Origin of the sequence: Trebonia sp. (genome assembly GCF_049794275.1) — a bacterium.
GTDB lineage: Bacteria > Actinomycetota > Actinomycetes > Streptosporangiales > Streptosporangiaceae > Trebonia.
In genome coordinates, this window is the sequence record NZ_JBARCR010000817.1 from 1 (window position 1) to 1,536 (window position 1,536).

The window sequence follows — 1,536 nt, forward strand, 5'->3', positions numbered from 1 at the left end:
CGCGCGGCCAGCGCCCGCGCCAGGTAGCTGGCCGTGCGGTCGGGCATCTTCCACGCCGGGTCGTCGATCGTGCCAGGGCCGAGATGGTCGAGGTTGTAGTCGAACCCGTGGAAGCCGAGCGTCCAGCCATTGACCACCGGGGAGAGGTCGTCCGCTCGCAGCGACTCCTCCATGGTCTGCCTGCCCTGCCCGGCGCCCGCGGTCAGCGCGGCGGCCAGGCCTAGCGGGCAGTGCCGGTACGGCGATTCGGGCGCGTGCAGGCCGAGCGGGGCGAACCGTCGCTGGTACGCCAGGTCGGCGTCCGAGGGCGGGAACGTCCGCGCCCAGCTCCGCAGCCGTTCGTAGAAGTCCAGGCCATCGGGCACTTCTGGGGCGGGCGCGGGGATGCCGCGCGGTGCTGCCCCGGCACCGTGCGGCGCCAGGGTCAGCCCGGCCTGGAGCGCCCGGACGGCGGGCAACTCGTCCGGGCTCTGGCAGGCCCAGCGGCCGACGATCGACCCCACGGTGGTCGGGAACTCGATGACGCTGGTCCCGGCGGGGCCACTGCCTTTCCAGTGCGGCGGGGTCAGCAGGAACGATCCGGCCGCTGTGCCGGTCGCACGGCGGCCGACGTACGCGAAGTTGTTGGTCCACGCGTCGACGAACTGGAGCACGTAGTACCGCCCGGCCGTGTCCGGCACCGACAGGAGCAGCGGGCCGCCGCTCAGGTCGGCCTGCGCGATCGAGTAGACGGTGTCGTTGTTGACGGAGACGAACCGTTCGGCGGGACCGGCCAGGGCGGTCGCGTGGCTGAAGCTGTTGAACGGGGCGGGCGGCAGGCTGCCCAAGCCGTCGCGGGTGAACTTCTTAACCTCCCGGAGGTTGGTGACCAGCGGGAAGCCGTACACGTAGGCGTCGGCGGCGAGCGCTGTCAGGTCCTCACTCATCGTCGTCTCTAAGCATCTGCCTGTTCGCGGGGCGAGCTCATCACCCATCGCGGGTGAACCGCCGCCGTCACCCGGGTGAACGGTCGCGGTCGGTCACAGCATGCGCAGGCGGCGACCGCGATCGACGGCCTCGCGGCGCGAGGACACGCCGAGCTTGTGGTACACCGCACGCAGGTGCGTCTTGACCGTATTGACCGACAGGTAGAGGGCGTCGGCGATCTCCTGGTTGGTCAAGTGCGAGCGCAGCAGGCGCAGCACGGACAGCTCGCTCGCGGTGAGGGTCGGCGTATCGCGGCCGCCGGACGCGGCGTCAGGCGGCTTGGCGAGCGGCCGGGAGATGAGGTGCTCACGGACCCGTGCGGCGAACCCGGCGGCCGGGCTGGCGGGCGGGACCAGGATGGCGATCGCCGAGTGCACATCCCCGCCCATGTCGAGGAACGGCCGGTACGCGCGGTGTGGCTCGGCGAGCCCCAGCGCCTCCTCCAGCAACCTAGCCGCCTCGCGGTCATCGCCGAGGCGGCGGCTGGCCAGGGTGGCGGCGACCAGCGCCGTGATGCGGTCCCTGAGCGTCAGCTCGCCGTCGGCCGCGCAGTGCCGCGCCGCTTCGAGG

The 1,536-nt window shown here is 72.4% G+C and carries 2 protein-coding genes; both read right to left on the reverse strand.

Features of this window, described 5'->3' with window-relative positions; all coding sequences use genetic code 11:
- Positions 1–926, reverse strand: a 926-nt coding sequence (locus WA805_RS21365) for a DUF1254 domain-containing protein (protein WP_425243209.1), incomplete at its 3' end; no start/stop codon positions are given.
- 93 nt (positions 927–1,019) lie between these two features.
- On the reverse strand, positions 1,020–1,536 hold a 517-nt coding region (locus tag WA805_RS21370; protein WP_425243211.1), incomplete at its 5' end, for a response regulator transcription factor.